Here is a 19212-nt window from a genome sequence, read left to right on the forward strand (position 1 = left end):
TATGGTGCTTTAGAGGCAGGTAGGTGAGAAAATGGATAATCATTATAGTATTTATATTTGTGGTGTTGGAGGCCAAGGAATCATTAAAACCTCAACAATTATTGGTGAAGCTGCAATGAATCAGGGTTTGGATGTTGTTATGAGTGAAATTCACGGAATGTCTCAAAGAGGAGGATCTGTTTCTACAGAATTAAAAATTGGAGGATATAACTCTTCAATTATTCCTAATCAGGGAGCAGACATGTTGCTTTCCTTTGAACCGGTTGAAACAATAAGGGGATTGGATAAAGTAAATAGTGAAACTAAAATTGTTTATAATACTCACCCAATTATTCCATCTTCTACTGATAAAGCATATCCTAGTGTGGATAGCATCACAAAAACATTAAAAGAAAATTTCAAGCATGTTCTTCCGATTGATGGGACCAAATTGGCTATTGATGCAGGAAGTGTTTTGGCATTGAACATGGTTTTGTTGGGTGCAGTTACTGCTGATGATAATTTCCCATTGTCAAAGGAATCTGTCATTGAAGCAATGAAAAATAATTTAAAACCTAAATTCCATGATATGAATTTAAAAGCTATAGAAAGTGGATATAAATCAATAAAAGGTTAAAAATTTAAATACTATTTAAAATAAATTCTTTAATAGATAATGAGTTGTGGTATTATGGCTTACAAAATTGATAATGCAATTGTAAAAAAAGATGTAACCGGTAAACTTACATTAATTGATCCGGATAATGTTTTTGCTGATGAAGATGCATTTATTGCTGTTAAAAGTGATGATTTAATTACTATTCAACTTTTAATCAATGGTATATTAAAGAACGATTTTAAAAGTTGGAGGGAATTAGGTGCTATACCTGAAAATGAATCTCTTAAAAATCTTTTTGTTCGTTTAGGTTACTCAAAAGAAGATGTAGCTAATATGATTAAAGAATTTTAATTATTTTTCTATTTTTTTTAAAATAAGTAATAGAAAAGAGGTAACTCTTTTCTAAATTTCTTTTATATAGTCACTATCCAATATTTTTGCATCACTATTTTCTAGAACAGATATTGCTTTTTCCATGTTTTCCAATCTCATGACTACAATAGCTTCATCTGTTTTGCTGCTTACAAATGCATATAAGTATTCCAGATTAATTCCTTTTTCATCAAATATTGCTAATGTGGAGTTTAATCCGTTAGGTTCGTCAGGAACTGCAACAATTATAACATCATTTTCTTTTACAATAAAACCATCTTCTTCTAATGATTCGATAGCCTTTTGATTATCTGAAACAATTAATCTTAAGATTCCATATTTTGTTGTATCTGCGATGGAAAGAGCACGGATATTAATATTTTGTTTAGCTAATGTGTCAATAGCTTTTTTAATTCTCCCTTCCTTATTTTCAATAAATACTGAAATTTGTTTAACTGTCATTTGTATCACCTTTTTATAAATTCCTTTCATCAATTACACGCACTGCTTTACCTTCACTTCTTGGGAGTGATTCAGGTTCGCATAAGGTTACATCTACTCTTATTCCAATTTCTGACCTTATAGATGCTTGGATTTGTTTTTCAACTTTTTCCATTTCTTTCATTTCATCGGAGAATAATTCTTTTGAAGCTTCTACTTTTACTTCAACTTCATCTAAAATATTAGGTCTTGTTACATGAATCATGTAGTTAGGGCTGATTCCGGAGACTTTAAGCAATGCTTTTTCGATTTGTGATGGGAATACCATAACACCTTTGATTTTTAACATGTCATCACTTCTTCCGGTGATTCTTGTCATTCTTACAGTGGTTCTTCCACATTCACATTTTTCACCGATGAGTGAAGTTAAATCTTTTGTTCTAAATCTTAAAATAGGCATTCCGGTTTTTGTTAATGATGTTAATACAAGTTCTCCTTTTTCACCATAATCTAGTGTTTCACCGGTTTCTGAATTGATGATTTCAGGATAAAATTGATCGTCTTGAATGTGCATTCCGTTTTGTTCGCCGCATTCTTGAGCAACGCCCGGACCCATAACTTCTGTTAAACCATAAATATTGTAGGTTTTGATGCCAAGAGATGCTTCAATTCTTTTTCTCATCTCGTCAGTCCACATTTCTGCTCCATGGATTCCGGTTTTTAGGTTAATGTCTTCAAGTGGAATTCCTGCTTTTTCTCTTGATTCACCAAGATACATTGCATATGATGGGGTACAGGTCAGGATATCACTTTGGAAATCGACCATGGTGTCAAGTTGTCTTTGGGTATTTCCGGCAGAAATTGGTATGGTGATTGCACCCATCTTATTTCCTCCATGGTGAATACCAAATCCTCCGGTAAATAAACCGTATCCGTAAGCATTCTGGATGATGTAATCCTGTTCAGCACCGGTCATCTTAAGTCCACGTGCGATGCATTCTCCCCAAATATCCAAATCATTTTGGGTGTATGCGGTTACAGTCGGTTTTCCTGTTGTTCCTGAGGATGCATGAACTTCAACAATTTCTTCACGAGGTACTGCGAGTAATCCTAATGGATATGCTTCTCTTAAATCGCTTTTTGTAGTGAATGGAATTTTTTCAATATCTTTTAAAGTTTTGATGTCTTCTGGTTTAAGTCCTATTTCATCAAATCTTTTTCTGTAGAATTCCACATTTTCATATGCGTGCTTCACGGTTTTTTGAAGTCTTTCAAGTTGCAGTTTTTCCTTTTCTTCCTTGCCCATACACTCGGCTTCTTCATTCCAATACATGATATCATCATTTTTAATTTTTAATATGTTTAATTATTAGCTTATGATACTATAAAAATTTATTAGATTGTTTAATTATTCAATAAGTATGATAATTTTAACAATAATTTCCTAATGTACATTTTTATACATCAATGTATTTTTATGCCAATATTTATATATTATTTTATATTATATAAATAATTGTAATATTAATTTATTAATATTTGTATTAGAGGTAATTATTTATGGACGTAATGATTTTAGCAATTGTATTTATAGTCTACATATTTGCTCTTGTTTTTGTAGGTTATTATGCATACAAAAAGACTAATTCCTCTGAGGACTTCATGATAGCTGGTAAAGATACACATCCATTTATCATGGCAATGAGTTATGGAGCTACTTTTATTTCGACAGCAGCTATTGTTGGTTTTGGAGGTGTTGCAGGACAATATGGTATGAGTGTTTTATGGTTGGCATTTTTAAATATTATTATAGGTGTTTTCATAGCATTTGTATTTTTGGGAAAAAGAACTCGTCGTATGGGTCATGCATTGGACTCATTGACTTTCCCTGAGTTTTTAGGTAAACGTTTTGACAGTAAATTTATTCAATCTGTTTCAGGTTTGATTATTTTTTGTGCAATGCCTATTTATGCTGCAGTTGTATTGATTGGTGCTGCAAGATTTTTGGAATCCTCTTTATTGATTGATTTCAGTATTGCACTTTTAATTTTATCTATTATTATCACATTCTACGTATTGTTTGGTGGAATCCGTGGAGTAATGTATACAGATGCACTTCAAGGTACCATTATGGTTGTAGCAATGGTTTTCCTTCTTGTATTCGTATACTGGTTACTTGGTGGAGTTGATACTGCAAACACTGCTCTTACGAATATGGGTCATCTGTATCCTGCCGATGCCATGGCTACGGGGGGAACAGGTTGGACATCGTTCCCGGAATTTGGATCTCCGTTCTGGTGGTCTTTAGTTTCATCAACATTGATTGGTGTAGGTATCGGAGTACTTGCACAACCTTCATTGATTGTAAGATTCATGACTGTTAAATCAGATAAGGAATTGAACAGGTCTGTTTTAATCGGTGGAATATTCATTGCAATCATGCCTACAACCGCATATATTGTAGGATCACTTTCAAATGTATATTTCTTTGATAAACTTGGTAAAATTGCAGTTGATGTCGTTGGAGGAAACATCGACAAGATTATTCCGACATTCATTACAATGGCACTGCCAGAATGGTTCGTATATATCTTTTTATTATCATTGATTGCTGCGGCAATGTCAACAATATCTTCTCAATTGCACACTCAGGGAACTGCATTTGGTGTAGACATATATCATACTTTAAGGGATAAGTCCAAACAGAAGCTAGATCAGGTATCTATTTCAAGAGTGGGTATTTTAATAGCTATTATTTTGGCATTGGTAATGGCATTTTCACTTCCGGGAAGTGTAGTTGCTTTAGGTACAAGTTTATTCTTTGAAATTTGTGCAGCAGCATTCCTGCCTGTATTCTTGGGTGCGCTTTACTGGAAAGGAATTACCCGTTTGGGAGCTATTGCTGGAATTGCATCAGGTACATTTGTCAGTTTGTTCTGGTTGATATTCGTATTCAAAAAGACAGCTGTAGGTCTTGGAATCTGTAAATTCATATTGGGTGTAGAGACATTATTGCCCGCTGCACCATGGCCGTTCATAGATGTGATGTTGATAGCTGTGCCTGTATCTGCAATATGTACTATAATTGTGAGTTTGCTAACAAAACCTCCTGCACAGGAAGTTATTGACAAAGCATTTTCAAACATAGGCAACAAAGGAAGTGATGCATAATGATGATTTTAGGAATTGAAGACCCGTTGATTTGGGGAGTTTACGTTGGAATTATCTTATCCACACTTTTATGTATTGTTTATGGAATTGTGAACTGGAATAAGGGAGATTAGATTCTCCTACTTTTTTTTATTTTTCAATTTCATTGTCTTTTATTAATATTTTTTTTACTTAAGTTGAGAATATTTTCCCTTTTAACTTAAATAAAGTGTATATGTTTTTGAATAAAGTTATTATTATTTTTAATTAAGTGTGGGTAGTTTGACTTAAATGATATCTGGAATAATTTCTTTTATTAATTGTTGTTAATGGCAACATTTTTATATTAATTTTTATATATTTTTAATTAGTGATTTTATGAAAGATGTTTTATTGTTGACTGGTGCTGGCCAAATAGGGATGGCCATTGCAAGAAGAATCGGACATGGCAAAAAAATAATCATTGGAGATAAAAACATTCAAAATGCAGAAAACATTGCTAAAACAATGGCTGAAGCGGGTTTTGATGTTGAAATACAGGAATGTGATATCTCTTCTAAAGATTCAATCAAAAATTTAATCAATTTTGCTCAGGAATTTGGTGAAATAGCTTATTTTATTAATGCTGCAGGAGTATCTCCTTCACAGGCACCGATTGAAGTTATTTTAGAAGTAGATTTGTATGGAACTGCAGTTTTACTTGAAGAAGTTGGAAAGGTCATAAAGGAAGGTGGTGTAGGTGTAGTCATATCTTCACAGTCCGGCCATAGGATGAAACAGTTGGGTGCTGAAATTGATGAGCAACTTGCAACAACTCCAACAGATGAATTGCTGGATTTAGAGGTTTTAAATCCTGAAAATATCAATGATACCCTTCATGCTTATCAGTTAGCTAAAAGATGTAATGTCAAAAGAGTAATGTATGAGGCTTGCAGGTGGGGCGAAAAAGGAGCAAGAATTAATTCAATATCTCCTGGAATAATCGTAACTCCTTTAGCTATTGACGAATTCAATGGTCCTCGTGGAGAATTTTATAAAAATATGTTTGCTAATTGTCCTTCTGGAAGGCCAGGAACTGCCGACGAAGTTGCAAATGTTGCTGAATTGTTGATGAGTGATAAGGGAGCGTTCATTACTGGAAGTGACTTTTTGGCAGATGGCGGTGCTACCGCTTCATACTTCTATGGTAAATTAAGACCTAAATAATTAATTTAAAGGTGATAACATGGATGATTTATTTGAAAATTTTGAAAGAATTGAAAAAAACGACCCTGAATTTCATGAAATATTTAAAAACTTTGCATATGGCGAGGTATTTGAATATTCAACATTAACAGAAAAAGAAGCAGTATTGGTTACATTGGCTTCACTAATTGCTTGTCAATCACCAAAGGCATTTAAAAAGATTTTACTTTTTTCACTGGATAAATACATAACTCCTGAAGAAGTAAAAGAATTGCTTTACCAATCTGTCCCATATGTCGGATTTGGTCGTGCTCATAATTTCTTTGGTGTAGTTATTAAAGTATTTGATAAAAAAGGAATTGACTTGCCTTTAGAAAACCGGTCCAATACCAATAATGAAAACAGATATAAGAAAGGCCGTGAAATTCAAGATAGATATTTTGGTTCGGAAATGATTCAGGCGATGAATGATAATGCTCCGGATGGCCAAAAACATTTCAACACATTTCTTGAAGGATATTGCTTTGGAGACTTTTACACACGTGACGGTTTAAACGACCAGCAAAGGGAATTGATAACATTCACATTTATTGCAACTTTGGGCGGTTGTGAAAATCAGCTAAGAGGTCACACACAGGGGAACTTAAGCGTTGGTAATGATAAGGAAAAATTAGTTTCCGCTGTAACAGTTATTTTACCATACATAGGTTTTCCAAGGTCTCTTAATGCATTAGCAATCATTAATGAAATTTGCGAATAGCTAAGTATAAATAGTATCATATTCACTTATTTAATAAAAGTGAGTTGGTTACTATGATATACAAATGTACAATTTGTGGTCACATACACAATGAAGAAGCAACAGGTACACTTTTAAAAAATTTGGATAAATGTCCGATTTGCGGTCAGCCAATATCTAAATTTGTTAAGGTGGAAAATTCACAATCTAGTGAAAATTTAACTCATGAAGACTCTAATTTGTCTTATGACACAAAATATGCAAAAAGTGATAAGGATATAAGACAAATGGATGCAATTCACCAAATGGCAATTACAGGCAAATCACTGGTATCTGCAATGTATACGGATTTGCCTATGCCAAATTGGGATGAGATCTTAATTTTAGGAAATCAGTTAAACCCTCAGCCATTAGAAAGCGATGTTGAGGTCAACACACAAACTGTCATTGGGGGGAATGCCAAAAAACCTTTAATTATTGAAAGTCCTATTTACATTACTCACATGTCTTTTGGTGCACTTTCAAGAGAAACTAAAATTGCACTTGCAAAAGGTAGTGCTGCCATTAAAACTGCACAATGCAGTGGTGAGGGTGGAATACTTCCTGAAGAGATGGAAAACGCTTACAGATATATTTTTGAATTTGTTCCAAATCAGTATTCAGTAACTGAAGAAAATTTAAAAAATGCTGATGCAATTGAAATTAAAATTGGTCAAGCAACCAAACCCGGCCTTGGAGGGCAGCTTCAGGGTGAAAAAGTTACTTCAGAAATTGCCGAAATTAGGGGCAAGCCTTTGGGCAAGGATATTCATTCGCCGGCAACAATACCTGGTATTGAAGATAAATATGATTTGAAGAATCTTGTTGATGATTTAAGAAGGCGTTCTTGTGGAAGACCGATAGGTTTAAAATTTGCAGCTGGAAGACTTGAAGATGATTTGGAAGATGTTTTGTATGCTGAGCCGGATTTTATTACAATTGATGGTCGTGGGGGATCAACTGGTGCAAGTCCAAAATTAATTAGGGATGCTACATCAGTTCCAACTATTTATGCTCTTTCACGTGCCCGTAAATACTTGGATGAACATGAAAGTGACATAGATTTAACAATCACTGGTGGTTTAAGAGTGTCCTCTGATTTTGCAAAGGCATTGGCAATGGGTGCAAATGCAATAGCCATTGGAACTGCGGCAATGATTGCGGCAGCTTGTCAACAGTATAGAATCTGTGATACTGGTGACTGTCCGGTAGGTGTTGCAACACAGGATGAAGAGTTAAGAAAAAGATTAAAGATAGAAACTGCTTCAAAAAGAGTTGAAAATTACTTAAGAGTTTCTAATGATGAGTTAAAAACTTTTGCAAGAATTACTGGTCACAGTGATGTGCATGAGTTAAATATTAATGATTTATGCACAATCAATTCAGAAATATCAGATTATACTGACATTAAACATGTTTAAAATAAGAGTTGAGTATTTTTAATACTCAAATTCAAAACTTTCTTCAATTTCCATCATGTTTCTGATTTCAGCTGTAGCTTTGTTGAGGAAGAAAATACCCATTTCCCAGCCATTAGCCTTGTATGCTTCTGCAATGTCTGGCATGAGTTCGAATGCTTTTTCGACAATTTCCTCATTTTTTGTTAAATCAGCAACACCATAATATCTTAAGAAGTGTTCTCCATCCCATGCTGCTATTTCCACATTTGGATTTGCTTCCATTTGTTTATAAACATCTTTATAAGTTCCAACACCGAAGTAAATTTTATCTCCATCTAATAAATGAAAACCTAATGGTCTTACTTTTGGTTTGTCACCATCAACGGTTGAAAGATAAAATACTTCTGCTTTTGATAATATTTCGTCTACTTTTTCAATATTTGACATTTTTATACCTCTTTTATTTATTTTGTAAAAACTGTATATAAAAGTTCCATATTAACTTTGTTTATTTTCGATTTTTGATTTAACATCATGTCTTTTTTGTATGGATTTTTAACATTTTGGAAGGTTTTTTGTGAAAAAAATCATTAAATTTGAATAATGTAATAAAAATTATACTTATTTTTTTTTAATTCAATTGTCGATATGATAATATTTATATATCACTTTTATATAAACTATTATTGCTAATCATGATATTTAACTCAGGATTCAAGATTATGGGAATGATGATGAAAAATATTTCAGGAATTCAGTAAACTTTATTTTATTATATTTTGCTGAATTTCATTTTCTGTAATTTCTTTGAAATTATTAATGTGGGTCATTGCTCTTTTGATGTGTAAAAATTGTTTTTGCATTCATGCAATTAATCTTTGATTATTGAATTTAATATCTGATATAGTATATTCATATTTAATTCAAAAGGAGAATAACCATGAAATATAATAAACTATTAATCATTGGTATTATCGCTTTGGTAGCGGTTATTAGTGTTGGTTCAGTTTCTGCTGGTTGGTTTGACTTTTTAGGCGGCAATTCCACTGATACCAGTTTAGATGGACAAGAAGTTAATTTAGCGGCTGCAGCTAGTTTAAAAAATGTTTATGATGAAAAGTTAATCCCTATGTTCCAAGAAAAATACCCAGGCGTAAAAGTTACCCCAACTTATGCTTCTAGTGGGGATTTACAAACCCAAATTGAAAACGGTTTAAAAGCAGATGTATTTATGTCTGCAGCTAATAAACAAATGAATGCTTTAGCAAATAAAAGTTTAGTCGACAATAAAACTAATGTTCAATTTTTAGAAAATAAAGTTGTTTTAATTGTACCAAAAGACTCTACTGCTAATATTACTTCCTTTAATGATTTAAAAAATGTAAGTGGTAATATTGCTATTGGTGATCCTGAATCTGTACCTGCAGGCCAATATGCTCAAGAAGTATTAAACAATACTGGTATTTGGGATGATGTTCAATCCAAATTATCTTTAGGTACTGATGTAACTGCAGTATTGAACCAAGTATCTCAGGGATCCGCAGAATGTGGTATTGTATATTCTACTGATGCTAAATCTGATAGTAATGTTAAAGTAGTTTGCGAAGCTCCTGATAGTGCTTTAAAAACTCCTGTTATTTATCCTGTAGCTGTACTCAAAAATGCTGAACATCCAGATGCAGCAAAACAATTTGTAGAATTCTTACAAACTAAAGAAGCTAAAGATGTATTTGTTGAATATGGTTTCAGTATTCATGAATAAGTTTAATATTGATTATTCATGTAATATAATAATATGTTAAGGGGAGGTAACGACATGATGGATTGGTCACCTATTTTCATTTCGATGAAAACCGCAAGTTTATCAATTTTAATAACCTTTTTCTTTGGTTTAATTGTTGCTTGGGGCATTGTAATGATTAAAAATGACACAATAAAAAGTGTACTTGATGGTATTTTTACATTACCTCTTGTATTGCCTCCTACTGTAGTAGGATTCTTCTTATTGTATATTTTTGGTGTTAGGGGACCAATAGGGAAGTTTTTTATAGACTTTTTCACTATAAAAATTGCTTTTTCATGGTCAGCAACAGTTATTGCTGCAGTAGTCATGTCTTTTCCTTTAATGTATCGTTCCGCTCGAAGTGCATTTGAACAGGTGGATTCTAATTTGTTGGATGCAGGACGTACATTAGGTATGTCTGAATGGAAAATATTCTGGAAAATTCTATTTGCAAATGCATTGCCTGGAATTATAGGTGGTGGGATTCTTGCCTATGCTCGTGGTTTAGGAGAATTTGGTGCTACAGCTATGCTTGCGGGTAATATTGCAGGGCAAACCAGAACTCTCCCTATGGCAGTTTATTCGGAAGTAGCTGCAGGTAATATGGGAGAAGCTTTTAATTATGTGATTGTGATTGTTATTATTGCATTTGTAGCTATTTTTATTATGGACTATGTTTCTATACGTAAGGAAAAACAATGGAGATAATTTAATATTTGAGGATATAGAAATATATTTAGATATTTTTTATTTCAATGAGGAAGGATTATGAGCAATAAATCTTTAAAAGTAAATATCCAAAAAAAACTTAAAGAATTTGATTTAGATGTTAGTTTTGAATTGAAAAAAGGGTGTTTAGGTATTCTCGGTCCTTCTGGTTGTGGTAAAAGTATGACATTAAAATCTGTTGCGGGCATAGTAGATCCGGACAGTGGTGTCATAAGTTTAACTACTGATAATGAATATGTTTATTTTGATTCTGATAATAAAGTTAATTTAAAACCCCAAAAAAGAAATGTGGGATATCTATTTCAGAATTATGCTCTTTTTCCAAATATGACTGTTGAGGAGAATGTGGCATGCGGTTTGTCTAAAGATTATGATGAAAAAATCGTGTCTGAAATGATTAAACGTTTCCATTTGGAAGGGTTAGAAAAAAGATATCCACGGCAATTGTCCGGTGGACAACAGCAAAGAGTTGCTTTGGCACGTATATTGGCTTATGGGCCTGATGTTTTATTATTGGATGAGCCGTTTAGTGCAATGGATACAGTACTAAAAGGACAGTTGCGTATGGAACTTGTTAATTTATTGAATGGTTTTGATGGATTTTCTATTCTTGTTACTCATGACCGTGATGAGGCGTTCCAGTTTTGTGATGAACTGCTGGTGTTGGATGAAGGTAAAATTATAGCACAAGGAGCGACACATGAATTATTTGAAAATCCGAAAAAAGTGGAAGTTGCCAAGCTTACTGGATGTAAAAATATTTCCAAAATTGATATTATCGATGATTTTCATCTTAAAGCTTTAGATTGGGGACTCACTTTAGAAGTATCTGAGAAGATTTCCTCCAAGATTACTCATATTGGAATAAGGGCACATGATTTTTCAGGTGCTGAAAAAAGTGATGTAAATGCTTTTGAAACTGCAAACTCAAAAAAATTAGAAATGCCATTTGAATGGGAAATAACATTACCAAATGGTTTATGGTGGATTGTGGATAAACAGATTAGGGAGCATGATTTTGAGATTCCTAAGTATTTAACCATAGATCCGAAAAATATAATACTTTTGGAAGAGTAATTGATTTGTTTTCCATTAATATATTTTTTTAGTATTTGAAGCAATCTTTCTGGTGATTGTCAATGATTCCTATTGATTCAAGGTAGGAGTATATTATTGTTGGACCTACAAATTTCATTCCTCGTTTTTTCAAATCTTTGGAAATTTTATTGGACAATTCAGATTCAGTCAGATACTCGGCTTTTATTATTTTTCTGTCAGTAAATGACCAAATATATTCATCGAAACTTCCAAATTCTTTTTGAATTTTAATAAATACTTTTGCATTGTTTATTGCGGAATTGATTTTTCCCTTATGTCTTATGATATTTTTATTTTCTGAAAGTTCGCCAACTTTGTTTTCATCATAATCTGCAACTTTTTCAACATCAAAGTTGTCAAAAGCCTTTTTAAAGCTTTTTCTTTTTTTGAGTATTGTTATCCAGGAGAGACCTGCCTGAAATGATTCCAAAACAAGCATCTCAAATAATTCTCTGTCATCATGTGTTGGAATTCCCCATTCGTCATCATGATATTTAATATAAATCTCTTCATCTGTTACCCAATTGCATCGCTTTTTCTTCATAGAATAAATATTGTCATTTTCAATTAAATATGTTGTTATCTAAATTTTGAGTTGGTTAATGAATAAAATTTAATTAACCTGTTCATGGTTTCATAATACTCCTTATGGTTCAATATTGTCAGGTTAGTTTTAATAGTGGTGAAGTTAATTTGTAAGTAAATAATGTTCTTAAATTTTGAAAATAAATTAAAAATTGGTAATGGATATGCTGTACCTTCGAGATATTGTACTCAAGAATTTGTGATGGGTGTTTGTGTCAGTGTATTCAATTTTATATTTTTACAGTATTCAGTTGATAAAGAAACAAAAAATAGTTTAAATACTTGTTATAAATTTAATAGTAATTAACTAATTAATTAAGCAAAATGTATTGGATATATTTCTTATAAAAAACGGTATTTATCGCTATTGCATGAAATATTTCGTGAAAATATCAAAATTGGCGGAAAAAAATAAGTAAATGTATGATTTACAGATTGATAACAAATATCTGTAATTTTATCTTGATTTATCTTTTGGTTAATGATATTTCTGATTATTTAAAGATTAATTTATAGATATTGTGGACAATGATGCAAGATTGATTAAAATTTTGATGTTATAGTAATTATGCAAATTCTACAAAAAATGTTGTAAAATTATTTAATAAAATATTATGGGGGATAAAAATGGTAGATTTAGGTTTTGGAATGATGAGACTTCCTCTTTTGGATGAAAATGATGTAACAAGCATTGATATTGAACAGGTAAAGAAAATGGTAGATGTGTATATGGAAAGTGGTTTTAACCATTTCGATACTGCATTTGTCTATCATGAAGGAGTTGGTGAAAAAACTTTTAAGGAATGTGTTGTTGACAGATATCCTCGTGAATCATTTAAAATTGCAACAAAACTGCCTTTGTTTGTAATCACTGAAGAATCACAACTGGAACCGATATTTGCTCAACAGCTTGAAAACTGTGGTGTGGACTATATAGATTATTATATGCTGCATAACGTAAGTGGTTTTACGGAAAATGCTTGGAAAAATGTTGATTTATACTCTTTCATACAAAAGAAAAAAGAAGAAGGGTTCATTAAGCATATTGGTATTTCAACTCATGGTAATGCGGAATTTCTGGAAGAAATTTTATTTGACCATCCTGAATTGGAATTTGTGCTTCTCCAGATTAACTATCTTGACTGGGAAGATGAAAACATTGAGTCAAAAAAATGTCTTGAGGTTGCAAAAAAATATGGCAAAGAAGTAATGATAATGGAACCGTTTAAAGGGGGATTTTTAACTGATGTGCCTGAAGAAGCTGAAAAATTGATGAAAGATTATAATCCGGATGCACCAGTGGCATCTTGGGCAATGAGATTTGTGGCAGGTCTTGAAGGAGCATCTGTTACATTAACAGGTGCAAGCAGTCTCGAGCAATTGAAAGAAAATATCGAATCATTTAAAAACTTCACTCCTTTAAATGATGAGGAACTTGAAATCATTTATGAAGTTTCTGATATTATCAACAGTAATATCACTGTCGACTGTACCAAATGTAGGTATTGCGTTGATGCATGTACTGAAGAAATCAATATTGCTAAGATATTTGATTTATACAATAAGGAAAAGATTGTAAATAAAAAAGGGGAATCCTGGACACAATTTGGAAATGCATATCTTAACTATTCAAAGCTTCCGGATGTTGGCCTTGCTTCAGACTGCATTGGATGTGAAAACTGTATTGAGGAATGTCCTCAGCAGATCAATATCCCTGAAGTGTTGAAGGAAGTTGCAGAAACTTTTGAAACTGAAGGTTATGGATTTACAGATTAATCCATTTTTTATTTTTTTTTCAAAATTTGATAAATTTTAATAATAATTACAAATATAATTATAAATAGTTATTTTATAGAGGATTAATTATGATACCTGGTATGAATAAAAAACAAATGAAACAGATGGAAAGGCAAATGAAAAAAATGGGTATGAAAATGGAAGACCTTGAAGGTGTTCGTGAAGTAATCATTCGCTTTGATGAAAAAGAGTTAATCATCGATAATCCTAGTGTAAGTCTAATGAATGTGATGGGCCAGGAAACCTATCAAATTGAAGGAAAAGCTCGTGAAGTTGAACTTGAATATGAAATTGAAATTCCTGATGAAGACATTGAAATGGTGGCAAATACTGCTAATGTTCCTGCTGAAGAAGCAAAAGCTGCTTTAGAGGAATGTAAAGGAGATTTAGCAGAAGCTATTATGAAATTGAATCAATAGATAATATGACTTTAATTGTGCACATTTCCGATTTACATATTAGTAAAAATAGTTTTGATGAGGAAGTGTTTATGAAGGCTGCAAGTGAAATTAATAACTTGCAACCGGACATGATAATATTGTCCGGAGATATAACTGATAATGGTTATTATAAGGAGTTTAAACAAGCTAATAGGTACTTATCTATGTTTGAACCTCCATTGTTTGCGGTTCCCGGAAACCATGATGCTCGTAATTTGGGCTATCAAACTTTTGAAGAGTTAATTGGTGAGAGAAGTTGGAAATTAACTGTGGGAGATGATTTTACAGTCATAGGTCTTGACAGCAGTACTCCTGATGAGAATAGTGGGGGAATAGGTCGACCTCAACATTTGTGGTTAGAACATCAGTTAGATGAATGTGTAATTAATGAGCATTTTTCCATTGTTGTTTTACATCATCATGTTATTTCAATCCCCCAAACTGGACGTGAACGCAATGTTTTATCAGATTCAGGTGATATATTGAAAACTTTAACAACTCATGAAGTTGATTTGGTTTTATCAGGGCACAAGCATGTGCCAAATTTATGGAAAATTAATGAAACTGTCATTGCCAATGCAGGATCATTATGCTCTGAAAAGCTTAGGGGAAAAAATTTAAATTCCTATAATGTTTATAATATTTCAGAAGATGAAATTGAAATTTATCTTCATAATGTCGGTGGAGAGAGATTTTTATTTGGAAGTTATTCCAGAAACAAAATTTGAATTAAATTAAATTTAAATATTGATTAAAACAAATATATGTTACTGAACAAATTATTTAATAATTGATTATTTTTTTAGGTGATATCATGAAAGTAGTTGTAGATGCTTCAAATGTGGCTCATTATGTGAAAAATCAAAATGGACAACCTCAAATGTCCAATATCCTTGCAGCGGTTAAAGCATTAGAAGAAAGTGAGGATGAATTTGTAATCATTGCTGACGCATCACTTCGTCATGATATTGACGATAAAGAGAAATTTATGAAGTTGTTGGAAAGTGATAATGTTGAAGAAGTTCCTGCCGGTAACGATGCGGACCATTTCATTTTAGAAATCGCCACAGCTGAAAAAGCTAAAGTATTGTCCAATGATAAATTCAGGGATTATGCTGCTGAATTTAGAAATATTGCTTCTATGAGGATTCCATTTGTAATTGAAAATGGAAGATTGACTTTTGGAAAACCTAAAAAACCTAAAAAAGATAAAAATATCCTTCAAAAAATATGTGATGAAATCATTAAAGAATTAAATTTCAAAAAATGGGAAATTTACACTGGAAAGGAAGGTTTGGAAATTTCTCCATTAAATATTGCCAAACAGGCTATTATTCGTATTGATAATGAAAATAATGCCGAATCAAAACTTGAAAACATATTTGCCAAAATTCCAATGTTCAATAAAATTGTTGAAATGGTTGATGATGTTGAGATTGCGGCTCCTTATGTAATTTTTGTTTTGGTTCACCCTAAAGATTATAAGGTGGCAGTTAAAAATGCAGGAAATATTTCTGTCACTGTTGCAGACAGATTGGGTCTTGAGAAAAAGCCTCTGATTGCTGTACGTAATGATTTATTTACAAAACCTGGAACATTTGAATTAAATATTCTGTTGGCTGATGAAGTCACTGAAACTGCCCCATATAATGTTTTAGTACGTGTCAGCACTTATGATGAAGTATTTATCAAAAGAAATTCCAGAAATATTGCAAGTACAATTGCAGGCAGATTAGGATCTTGGAAGTTTCCATTTGTTTCTGTAAAACCTGATATGCTTTTGGAAAGACCTGGTCAGTTCGAAATTGAGTTAGAAAAAGGAGGGGGATTAGATGACTAGTAGTTTAACTAAGGCTTATATTAAATTCACTACAAAATTGAATCCTATTGCTGTTGGAACTAAATTTTTTCCAACTAACTCTCTTGAAACAGAATATGTAGAGTTATTCAATTATACTCAGACAATTCTATTTGAACTTGACAAAGCGGAAATTACTTCAGATACAATTCTGCAAAATCTTATTCGAGATGTAGGTGCTGAAAACATTCCTGTTGAATACACTTTCCATGAATTGAAACCTGCAGAAAACAGAATAGAAGAATATGCTTTGGTAAGTAATATTATTATGGGAAGTGACCGTTATTTTTATATTGAATTGCCTCATCCATCAAATTTAATTAATATTTTCGTTAAAATTATTGAAAATGAAGCTGGAGAAATTGTGGAAAAAACCGCCACTGAACTTGTTGCAAAAATGTTAAGCAAGAATGATGCAATAAGAGTAGCTATTGAACTGATTGGTATCGGATTATCTGAGGGGGTTCAAGTAATTTCTGCAGTAGGTATGACCGGTGCGGCTTCTATTGAAAGAGCAATTCATTATACTCAGAATGTTGGCAGTTTTCCAGGAATTGCTTTCACTAAACTGGGAGGTGAATATGCTTTAGTATTTGATGCTCCTTTTTTATTAAAGGAATCTAGACCTGTTGATTTAGAAAATTATTTATTCATTGATTTAATCGATTCAACAAAATTTATCAATAAAAATGGAAGGACCCAGCTTGTTGATTTGATGACTGGAATTAAGAATTTCATCGAAACTGAATGCGAAGGTGAACTCGAAGGTTATAGGGAAGGCGGAGATGATTTTATTGCAAGATTCCCATCAAAAGATTTAGCTATTCGTGCAGGACTTGATGCAGCATGGTTTGCATTAGATAATGGTGCTAAAATCAGAGCAGGTGTTGGAAGAAGTAGAAGAGAAGCGGGTGAACGGGCACAATTAGTGGATGATTTGCCGTCAACATCTCCTTTATCTTTGGTCGTGTTTGAATTGGCTAATGGTTTATATGCTTATAATATTCCATCTGAATTTTCAAGAACATTAATAAACCTGATTGAAAATGAAAAAGCAAAATTAATTGGAGTATTTGCTTTTGTCTTTATCTTTGTTTATGTGATGTCTATTTTAGGTCTTGGAATGTTTGGTTTTGTAGGAGTTATTTTAGCTTTAATCTATGCGGCATTAGTATAATTAGTAATAAAAGAGTAATAAAAATGAGACGACGAAAAAATAATGATAAGCGAGTTTTAAAACCTCGACATAATAGGCCTCCCGCAAATAAAATGAAACGAAGAAGAAGGCCTTATAATTCAAATAATGCTAACAAGGCTAGTAAACGTACTATGCTTTTTATTATTATTGCATTAATAGCATTTGTTGTTGGTGCAGGAATAGGTATTTCAATGGCTATCGGAGGTGTTTCTGATGATGAAGGTGCTGAGGAATCATTTGATAATGTCACTGTTGAAATGACTTCCAATTTAAATAATACTACTGTAATCGATTATTATGATTCTCCTAAGGAGATAGACTACAATAATCCTGAGGATATAGTGCAATATAATTTAACTAATAATAGTATTTCTTATTGATTAATATAGGGGATTTTTTTTATGGATTTTATTAATTATCTTGATGGTGGATTTTCTGTTATAGAAAATCTTGAAGTATCTGGTGCACGTGAAGGAAAATATGGGGTGACTATTATTGTTTCTCCAAATAGTACTGCTTCAGCTGTTTTTACTTCAAATAAAGTTGTTGCAGCTTCAGTTAAGTATACTAAAAAAGCCATTAAAAATGGAAAAATTTCAGCAGTTTTTGTAAATAGTGGTAATGCTAATTGTTTTACTGGAGAACAGGGTCTTAAAGATTGTGAAACTTTAGTTGAATTAGTTTCCCGTGATTTAGATATTCCTAAAGATGAAATAGCTATTTCTTCCACTGGTGTAATAGGTCGTGAAATGCCAATTGATATAATTTCTAAAGTGGCTTATGAATCTATTTCTAATCTGGGGAACAAACCTGAAAATTCACTTGCAGCTGCTCGTGCAATTATGACAACTGATACATTTCCAAAAGAATGTGCTCTTGAAGTTACTTTAACCACTGGTGAAACTGTTAAAATTGCAGGTATTACAAAAGGCAGTGGTATGATTGCTCCAAATATGGGGACTATGTTATCTTTTATTGTAACTGATGCAATAATACCTGCCAATGAAATTAATAAGGCACTTAAAAAAGCCGCAGATATCAGTTTCAACATGATTGTTGTAGATGGTGATGAAAGTACAAATGATACATGTTTGATGATGGCTAACGGTGCATCTGGTGTTGAAGTTATTAAAGACGGCAAGTTGGATGCTAATTTCCAGGAGGCCTTGAACTGTTTATGCATTAATCTGGCTAAAAAAATGGCTCGTGATGGTGAAGGAGCAACCAAATTCATTGAAGCAAATGTTTGTGGTGCTCGCAATCTAGAAGATGCAAGGCTGGCAGCCAAATCAATTATCTCATCAAGTTTATTCAAATCTGCTGTATTTGGCGGTGACCCTAATTGGGGAAGAATTGTTTCTGCTATTGGATACTCAGGTGCTGATTTGAATCCGGATATTGTAACCATTGCAATTGCTGATGATGAAGATGATGTTGATCTTGTAAGAAAAGGTGAAATTTTAGCATTTGATGATACCCCTTATCTTGAAAGGGCTGAAAAAATCATGCAGTCCAAAAATGTAGTTGTCAATATTGACATGGATTTGGGCGATGGTGAAGCAACAGCATGGGGTTGTGATTTAACTTATGATTATGTTAAAATTAATGCAGAATATACCACTTAAAGAAAACCTTTAAATATTTTAAAAACAAATATTTTTTTGTTATAGATTTAATTCTAATTTTGTAATGATAAATTTGAAGGAGGGGAAAATATGGCAAAAGTTAAAGGAACTAACAGAAGGACCAGACAAAAAAGAAGTTATACTAAACCTGGTAGTAAAAGAGGAAGAGGAGTAA

21 protein-coding genes are annotated in these 19212 nt (G+C 32.5%); 17 read left to right on the forward strand and 4 right to left on the reverse strand.

Annotated features, from left to right (window positions below; translation table 11 throughout):
* The first annotated feature begins 31 nt into the window (after nt 1–31).
* Together Q0P94_RS08720 and Q0P94_RS08725 are read left to right on the forward strand one after the other, a co-directional pair.
* Nucleotides 32–616 carry an indolepyruvate oxidoreductase subunit beta gene (locus Q0P94_RS08720; RefSeq protein ID WP_295115719.1) on the forward strand — a complete coding sequence of 195 codons (585 nt, stop codon included), beginning with the start codon at nt 32–34 and terminating at the stop codon, nt 614–616.
* 54 nt (nt 617–670) lie between these two features.
* Nucleotides 671–949 carry a hypothetical protein gene (locus Q0P94_RS08725; RefSeq protein WP_295115721.1) on the forward strand — a complete coding sequence of 93 codons (279 nt, stop codon included), beginning with the start codon at nt 671–673 and terminating at the stop codon, nt 947–949.
* Between the two features lie 51 nt (nt 950–1000).
* Here Q0P94_RS08725 and Q0P94_RS08730 read toward each other — a convergent pair whose 3' ends face one another.
* Together Q0P94_RS08730 and Q0P94_RS08735 are read right to left on the reverse strand one after the other, a co-directional pair.
* The gene (locus Q0P94_RS08730) at nt 1001–1432 is read right to left on the reverse strand and encodes an amino acid-binding protein (protein ID WP_295115723.1); all 432 of its coding nucleotides are present in this window, start codon (nt 1430–1432) and stop codon (nt 1001–1003) included.
* A 13-nt stretch (nt 1433–1445) separates the two neighbouring features.
* On the reverse strand, nt 1446–2744 hold the full coding sequence (locus tag Q0P94_RS08735) for a phenylacetate--CoA ligase family protein (protein WP_295115725.1): 1299 nt from the start codon (nt 2742–2744) through the stop codon (nt 1446–1448).
* Nucleotides 2745–2971: 227 nt separating this feature from the next.
* Between Q0P94_RS08735 and Q0P94_RS08740 the strand changes: the two genes are divergently transcribed.
* The 5 genes from Q0P94_RS08740 to Q0P94_RS08755 all read left to right on the forward strand — a co-directional run bounded on the left by Q0P94_RS08740 (nt 2972) and on the right by Q0P94_RS08755 (nt 7945).
* Nucleotides 2972–4582, forward strand: a complete 1611-nt coding sequence (locus Q0P94_RS08740; protein WP_295115727.1) for a sodium:solute symporter — start codon at nt 2972–2974, stop codon at nt 4580–4582.
* A complete protein-coding gene (locus Q0P94_RS10520) occupies nt 4582–4695 on the forward strand; it encodes a symporter small accessory protein (protein WP_330047748.1) in 114 nt (37 codons plus the stop codon). The genes Q0P94_RS08740 and Q0P94_RS10520 overlap by 1 nt, the downstream gene beginning before the upstream one ends.
* A gap of 244 nt (nt 4696–4939) precedes the next feature.
* On the forward strand, nt 4940–5767 hold the full coding sequence (locus tag Q0P94_RS08745; protein ID WP_295115729.1) for an SDR family oxidoreductase: 828 nt from the start codon (nt 4940–4942) through the stop codon (nt 5765–5767).
* 19 nt (nt 5768–5786) lie between these two features.
* On the forward strand, nt 5787–6506 hold the full coding sequence (locus tag Q0P94_RS08750) for a carboxymuconolactone decarboxylase family protein (protein WP_295115731.1): 720 nt from the start codon (nt 5787–5789) through the stop codon (nt 6504–6506).
* 53 nt (nt 6507–6559) lie between these two features.
* Nucleotides 6560–7945 (forward strand): glutamate synthase-related protein, encoded by a 1386-nt coding sequence (locus Q0P94_RS08755; protein ID WP_295115733.1) that lies wholly within the window; start codon nt 6560–6562, stop codon nt 7943–7945.
* A gap of 18 nt (nt 7946–7963) precedes the next feature.
* Here the strand turns inward: Q0P94_RS08755 and Q0P94_RS08760 are convergent, their stop codons facing one another.
* Nucleotides 7964–8371 (reverse strand): pyridoxamine 5'-phosphate oxidase family protein, encoded by a 408-nt coding sequence (locus tag Q0P94_RS08760; RefSeq protein ID WP_295115735.1) that lies wholly within the window; start codon nt 8369–8371, stop codon nt 7964–7966.
* A 493-nt stretch (nt 8372–8864) separates the two neighbouring features.
* Between Q0P94_RS08760 and modA the strand changes: the two genes are divergently transcribed.
* From modA to Q0P94_RS08775, 3 genes are read left to right on the forward strand one after another with little or no spacing between them, the layout of a single operon-like run.
* A complete protein-coding gene (gene modA / locus Q0P94_RS08765) occupies nt 8865–9686 on the forward strand; it encodes a molybdate ABC transporter substrate-binding protein (protein WP_295115737.1) in 822 nt (273 codons plus the stop codon).
* A 54-nt stretch (nt 9687–9740) separates the two neighbouring features.
* Entirely contained in the window at nt 9741–10415 is a 675-nt protein-coding gene (gene modB / locus Q0P94_RS08770) for a molybdate ABC transporter permease subunit (RefSeq protein WP_295115739.1), read from the forward strand.
* A gap of 60 nt (nt 10416–10475) precedes the next feature.
* Nucleotides 10476–11513: a sulfate/molybdate ABC transporter ATP-binding protein gene (locus tag Q0P94_RS08775; protein ID WP_295115741.1), complete on the forward strand. Its 1038-nt coding sequence runs from the start codon at nt 10476–10478 to the stop codon at nt 11511–11513.
* A 28-nt stretch (nt 11514–11541) separates the two neighbouring features.
* Here Q0P94_RS08775 and Q0P94_RS08780 read toward each other — a convergent pair whose 3' ends face one another.
* The gene (locus Q0P94_RS08780; protein WP_295115743.1) at nt 11542–12078 is read right to left on the reverse strand and encodes a DNA-3-methyladenine glycosylase I; all 537 of its coding nucleotides are present in this window, start codon (nt 12076–12078) and stop codon (nt 11542–11544) included.
* A 668-nt stretch (nt 12079–12746) separates the two neighbouring features.
* On the opposite strand from Q0P94_RS08780, the gene Q0P94_RS08785 reads away from it, so the two are divergent.
* From Q0P94_RS08785 to argJ, 7 genes are all read left to right on the forward strand, one after another.
* Nucleotides 12747–13895, forward strand: a complete 1149-nt coding sequence (locus tag Q0P94_RS08785; protein ID WP_295115745.1) for an aldo/keto reductase — start codon at nt 12747–12749, stop codon at nt 13893–13895.
* An 89-nt stretch (nt 13896–13984) separates the two neighbouring features.
* Nucleotides 13985–14335, forward strand: a complete 351-nt coding sequence (locus Q0P94_RS08790) for a nascent polypeptide-associated complex protein (protein ID WP_295115747.1) — start codon at nt 13985–13987, stop codon at nt 14333–14335.
* 5 nt (nt 14336–14340) lie between these two features.
* Nucleotides 14341–15084: a metallophosphoesterase gene (locus Q0P94_RS08795; RefSeq protein WP_295115749.1), complete on the forward strand. Its 744-nt coding sequence runs from the start codon at nt 14341–14343 to the stop codon at nt 15082–15084.
* Nucleotides 15085–15170: 86 nt separating this feature from the next.
* A complete protein-coding gene (locus tag Q0P94_RS08800) occupies nt 15171–16196 on the forward strand; it encodes a Zc3h12a-like ribonuclease (protein WP_295115751.1) in 1026 nt (341 codons plus the stop codon).
* Nucleotides 16189–17391, forward strand: coding sequence for a hypothetical protein (locus Q0P94_RS08805; RefSeq protein WP_295115753.1), 1203 nt, complete (start codon nt 16189–16191; stop codon nt 17389–17391). The genes Q0P94_RS08800 and Q0P94_RS08805 overlap by 8 nt, the downstream gene beginning before the upstream one ends.
* A 92-nt stretch (nt 17392–17483) precedes the next feature.
* Nucleotides 17484–17792: a hypothetical protein gene (locus tag Q0P94_RS08810; RefSeq protein WP_295115755.1), complete on the forward strand. Its 309-nt coding sequence runs from the start codon at nt 17484–17486 to the stop codon at nt 17790–17792.
* 21 nt (nt 17793–17813) lie between these two features.
* Nucleotides 17814–19037 (forward strand): bifunctional ornithine acetyltransferase/N-acetylglutamate synthase, encoded by a 1224-nt coding sequence (gene argJ / locus Q0P94_RS08815; protein ID WP_295115756.1) that lies wholly within the window; start codon nt 17814–17816, stop codon nt 19035–19037.
* Nucleotides 19038–19212: the final 175 nt, after the last annotated feature.

It is taken from the genome of uncultured Methanobrevibacter sp. (genome assembly GCF_946184425.1).
Classification (GTDB): domain Archaea; phylum Methanobacteriota; class Methanobacteria; order Methanobacteriales; family Methanobacteriaceae; genus Methanocatella.

Excerpts from the sequence above, each read along its gene's own strand:
- Q0P94_RS08720 (WP_295115719.1), top strand. The coding sequence starts at position 32 with ATGGATAATCATTATAGTATTTATATTTGTGGTGTTGGAGGCCAAGGA.
- Q0P94_RS08725 (WP_295115721.1), top strand. The coding sequence starts at position 671 with ATGGCTTACAAAATTGATAATGCAATTGTAAAAAAAGATGTAACCGGT.
- Q0P94_RS08730 (WP_295115723.1), bottom strand. The coding sequence starts at position 1,432 with ATGACAGTTAAACAAATTTCAGTATTTATTGAAAATAAGGAAGGGAGA.
- Q0P94_RS08735 (WP_295115725.1), bottom strand. The coding sequence starts at position 2,744 with ATGTATTGGAATGAAGAAGCCGAGTGTATGGGCAAGGAAGAAAAGGAA.
- Q0P94_RS08740 (WP_295115727.1), top strand. The coding sequence starts at position 2,972 with ATGGACGTAATGATTTTAGCAATTGTATTTATAGTCTACATATTTGCT.
- Q0P94_RS10520 (WP_330047748.1), top strand. The coding sequence starts at position 4,582 with ATGATGATTTTAGGAATTGAAGACCCGTTGATTTGGGGAGTTTACGTT.
- Q0P94_RS08745 (WP_295115729.1), top strand. The coding sequence starts at position 4,940 with ATGAAAGATGTTTTATTGTTGACTGGTGCTGGCCAAATAGGGATGGCC.
- Q0P94_RS08750 (WP_295115731.1), top strand. The coding sequence starts at position 5,787 with ATGGATGATTTATTTGAAAATTTTGAAAGAATTGAAAAAAACGACCCT.
- Q0P94_RS08755 (WP_295115733.1), top strand. The coding sequence starts at position 6,560 with ATGATATACAAATGTACAATTTGTGGTCACATACACAATGAAGAAGCA.
- Q0P94_RS08760 (WP_295115735.1), bottom strand. The coding sequence starts at position 8,371 with ATGTCAAATATTGAAAAAGTAGACGAAATATTATCAAAAGCAGAAGTA.
- modA (WP_295115737.1), top strand. The coding sequence starts at position 8,865 with ATGAAATATAATAAACTATTAATCATTGGTATTATCGCTTTGGTAGCG.
- modB (WP_295115739.1), top strand. The coding sequence starts at position 9,741 with ATGATGGATTGGTCACCTATTTTCATTTCGATGAAAACCGCAAGTTTA.
- Q0P94_RS08775 (WP_295115741.1), top strand. The coding sequence starts at position 10,476 with ATGAGCAATAAATCTTTAAAAGTAAATATCCAAAAAAAACTTAAAGAA.
- Q0P94_RS08780 (WP_295115743.1), bottom strand. The coding sequence starts at position 12,078 with ATGAAGAAAAAGCGATGCAATTGGGTAACAGATGAAGAGATTTATATT.
- Q0P94_RS08785 (WP_295115745.1), top strand. The coding sequence starts at position 12,747 with ATGGTAGATTTAGGTTTTGGAATGATGAGACTTCCTCTTTTGGATGAA.
- Q0P94_RS08790 (WP_295115747.1), top strand. The coding sequence starts at position 13,985 with ATGATACCTGGTATGAATAAAAAACAAATGAAACAGATGGAAAGGCAA.
- Q0P94_RS08795 (WP_295115749.1), top strand. The coding sequence starts at position 14,341 with ATGACTTTAATTGTGCACATTTCCGATTTACATATTAGTAAAAATAGT.
- Q0P94_RS08800 (WP_295115751.1), top strand. The coding sequence starts at position 15,171 with ATGAAAGTAGTTGTAGATGCTTCAAATGTGGCTCATTATGTGAAAAAT.
- Q0P94_RS08805 (WP_295115753.1), top strand. The coding sequence starts at position 16,189 with ATGACTAGTAGTTTAACTAAGGCTTATATTAAATTCACTACAAAATTG.
- Q0P94_RS08810 (WP_295115755.1), top strand. The coding sequence starts at position 17,484 with ATGAAACGAAGAAGAAGGCCTTATAATTCAAATAATGCTAACAAGGCT.
- argJ (WP_295115756.1), top strand. The coding sequence starts at position 17,814 with ATGGATTTTATTAATTATCTTGATGGTGGATTTTCTGTTATAGAAAAT.